Consider the following 3,190-nt stretch of genomic DNA (forward strand, 5'->3'; position numbering starts at 1 on the left):
GCGCTATTTCGAGAAGATCGTCGACGAGATGTGAAATCTGGCCAAGTTGTCGGTCAAGTACGCCATACGCCCATTCCTCGCGTTCGCCGAGCGAGCTTCTCCGTTGCAACAGATCCACCACGCTGCGCATTGGCGCGAGGGGATTACGAAGTTCGTGGGCGAGCGTTGCCAAAAACTCGTCTTTTTGTCGAGCCGCTCTTCGAAGCTCGCGCTCCGCCTCGCGTTGCGCTTCAAGAGCCCGTTCCGCATTGGTTCTCGCCTGGAGGAGTTCTTGTTCAAACTTTTGGCGGTCTTCGAGAACCATGAAAGCGAAGTGGTCGTACTCCTTTGCCTCAATGCGAATGCGGCGCACGTTGAGCAACATCGGAATGCGGTTACGGGCGCGGCCAACGATCTCTAGCTTAAGCTCGGCGACCGAACGCTGCATCTCAAGCAGCGGCCCCCAGTGGGTCTGATGAAATAGCTTTCCGCCAATCGTTAAAAAATCCGATACCTTGCGTACACCCATCAACTGCGACTGCTCATAACCCAGCCATCGGCAAAAAGTTGAATTGACGCGCACGATCGTCCCGTCGGTCTCGGCCGTGACCAAACCGCACGCGGCGTGCTCGAATGATTCCTCGACCGAGAGCAAGTCAGACCTCCTTCACAGGTTACGAGCACGCAAAAAGCCCTCAATCGAATCGATGCTGGCGTGGGGGGCGCTCAGGTGAGGACAGTGGCCAATATTCTGGACGATATCCAGGGTACTGCCCGGCATCATGCGATGCATATACTCGCCCACAAACGGCGGCGCTAAAAAATCATCGTTCGATTGGAGGATAAGCGTCGGCGTCGTTACCTTGGGCAGATCGTCTCGGTGATCAGCAAGGAAAGTGACCCTGGCAAAACGTTTTGCAATTTTTGGGTTGGTCCGACAGAAGCTATTCGTCAAGTCCTGCTGCAGCTCCGGTTGGTCCGGTGCGCCCATGATGGCCGGCGCCATCGTGCTAGACCATCCCAGGTAGTTGTTTTGCATCGTCTCGAGAAGCTCTTCAATATCGGCTCGGTCAAAGCCTCCGACATAGTCGCCGTCATTGATAAAGCAGGGGGACGGACCCACCATTAAGTTGGCCGCGAACCGCTCGGGTCGCTGGATAGCTGCGAGCATCCCGATTGTGGCGCTTACAGAGTGGCCGACAAAAATCACAGGGTCACTTGTGAATTCATCTACAATTTCGAGCACGTCCGCAGCGTATTGGCGAAGCGATGAATACTTGTCGAAGTCGTAGGCTGACAGGTCCGATTTGCCGCAACCGACCAGGTCGAACAGGATCGTCGTATAACGATCTCGAAACGCTGGAGTAAGTTGACGCCACATGGTCTGATCGCAGCCGAATCCGTGCGCGAAAATCATGACGGGCCCATGACCATCGATGCTGACATTGTTACGTTCCTGAACACTCATGGGTGGTGGTCCTGCACAGAGTTATCAAAATGGTCCAAACCGTGTCGTTGAGCAATCTCAGACATCCTTTGGCCTTCAAAGTGGGCGCTAACCTAAATCAAACTTGCAGTTTCGTCCTAATACGTCCAAGTATACGCTGGCGATACCAATTGCGGCCAGCCTCGCGCTGCCCAAACGACTTCGCTTCGAATGGATCGCCTCGAGCCGCCTGCGGTAACTGACCATGGAGGTTCATGCACTTTGCCGCTACCCCACGATTGCGTGCGCGGCAATGTAGGTTTCATTGAGGAAGCGGATGCGTTTGCTTCGGAACGAATGGTGGAACAGGATTTGCACGGCTGTTGCTCACCATCTTCTGAGGAGTGAACTATGAAAGTTTTGGCCATTTCCGCGGCGCTGATAGCAGCGCTATCTGGTTCAACGATCGCTCTTGCGCAGACGCAAGCTGCTAGCACCACCTCAGCCAATGACCTGCCCTCGCCGGATAAGGAATTTGTCCAAGCGGCGAGCATGTCCAGTTCTACCGAAATCGATGCAAGCAAACTTGCAGCGAAGCAATCGCAAGATGCGGATGTAAAGAATTTTGCCCACCATATGCTGATGGACCATACCAAGCTGACCGTTTCGTTGAAGATGGCTGCCCCGTACGGCGTCGCTGTTCCTAAGGACAACTCGGACACCGCCGTGCTCAATTCTCTAAGCGCGTTGCATGGCAAGGCGTTTGATACGGCCTATATCAAGCAAGTTGGCTTGGCTGGCCACGAGAAAGCCGTCGCCGCATTTCAAACGGAAGCCGACGGCGGCCAGAACGCAGATTTGAAGAAAGCTGCACAGAAGGCATTGCCGACGATCAAGGAACATCTCGCGATGGCACAACAGCTCGCAGCAAAGAAGGGCATTGCCGCGCAGTAACTGTAGATCATCGATAACCAAAGGAGGAAATCATGGCAGCAAAAACGTTGAATGACTTGTTTATCCACGCCCTGTCCGATATTTACAGCGCTGAAAAGCAGTTGACTAAGGCGCTAAAAAAGCAAGCCCGTTCGTCGACCAGCGAGGAACTGAAGGCGGCTTTCGAAACCCACCTTGAAGAGACCCATGGGCAGATTGAACGGATCGACCAGGCAGTTGAGGCGTCCGGCATCAAGCTGAAACGCATCAAATGCGTAGCGATGGAAGGCCTGATTGAAGAAGCCGACGAGCAAATCGACGAGATTGAGAAGGGACCAGTGCTCGACGCGGCGTTAATCGGGGCAGCGCAAAAAGTTGAACACTACGAAATTGCTTCGTACGGAACGCTTTGCGCACTTGCCAAGAAACTCGGGTATACAGAGGCCATGGTCCTGCTTGGCGAAACGCTCGAGGAAGAGAAAGCGACCGACCAAAAATTAACGATCCTGGCAGAGCAAGAAGTCTCGGCAGACACTGCAGGGACGCCGGCGAAAAAGGCGCAGCGTTCGGCGTAACGGATGCGGTGACGGTGGGTCAGCCACACTTGGGGTGTTGACCCATCGAAGTTCGTGCGGACATCGTGTCTATCGCTACAGCCCCCTTCGAACTTGTTTGCTAAGGTCCCCGCGACGGTTGGGTTCATTCCCTCAACAACCCTATGGCACGTGTGTCAGCCCAATGTCCGCCATGGATGTTCGCCAGTCACATGGCGCGGTGGGGCTGTATCGAGGTATTGGGAGTCGCTATGCACATTTACCTCAAGAATTCTCGCGTACGGCCATGGAGCACGCG

The 3,190-nt window shown here is 54.6% G+C and carries 4 protein-coding genes; 2 read left to right on the forward strand and 2 right to left on the reverse strand.

The annotated features are described in order from the left end of the window. Together ACFFAR_RS29000 and ACFFAR_RS29005 are read right to left on the reverse strand one after the other, a co-directional pair. A partial coding sequence (locus ACFFAR_RS29000) for a histidine kinase dimerization/phospho-acceptor domain-containing protein (protein WP_375508990.1) occupies positions 1 to 634 on the reverse strand: 634 nt, incomplete at its 3' end. A gap of 12 nt (positions 635 to 646) precedes the next feature. Continuing rightward, positions 647 to 1,447 (reverse strand): alpha/beta fold hydrolase, encoded by an 801-nt coding sequence (locus ACFFAR_RS29005; RefSeq protein WP_375508991.1) that lies wholly within the window; start codon positions 1,445 to 1,447, stop codon positions 647 to 649. A 369-nt stretch (positions 1,448 to 1,816) separates the two neighbouring features. Here ACFFAR_RS29005 and ACFFAR_RS29010 point away from each other — a divergent pair, with 369 nt between their 5' ends. Continuing rightward, the gene (locus tag ACFFAR_RS29010; RefSeq protein ID WP_375508992.1) at positions 1,817 to 2,359 is read left to right on the forward strand and encodes a DUF4142 domain-containing protein; all 543 of its coding nucleotides are present in this window, start codon (positions 1,817 to 1,819) and stop codon (positions 2,357 to 2,359) included. Positions 2,360 to 2,391: 32 nt separating this feature from the next. After that, positions 2,392 to 2,913, forward strand: coding sequence for a ferritin-like domain-containing protein (locus ACFFAR_RS29015; protein ID WP_375508993.1), 522 nt, complete (start codon positions 2,392 to 2,394; stop codon positions 2,911 to 2,913). Positions 2,914 to 3,190: the final 277 nt, after the last annotated feature.

The sequence above is a fragment of the uncultured Caballeronia sp. genome, assembly GCF_964243625.1.
GTDB lineage: Bacteria > Pseudomonadota > Gammaproteobacteria > Burkholderiales > Burkholderiaceae > Caballeronia.

Excerpts from the sequence above, each read along its gene's own strand:
- ACFFAR_RS29005 (WP_375508991.1), bottom strand. The coding sequence starts at position 1,447 with ATGAGTGTTCAGGAACGTAACAATGTCAGCATCGATGGTCATGGGCCC.
- ACFFAR_RS29010 (WP_375508992.1), top strand. The coding sequence starts at position 1,817 with ATGAAAGTTTTGGCCATTTCCGCGGCGCTGATAGCAGCGCTATCTGGT.
- ACFFAR_RS29015 (WP_375508993.1), top strand. The coding sequence starts at position 2,392 with ATGGCAGCAAAAACGTTGAATGACTTGTTTATCCACGCCCTGTCCGAT.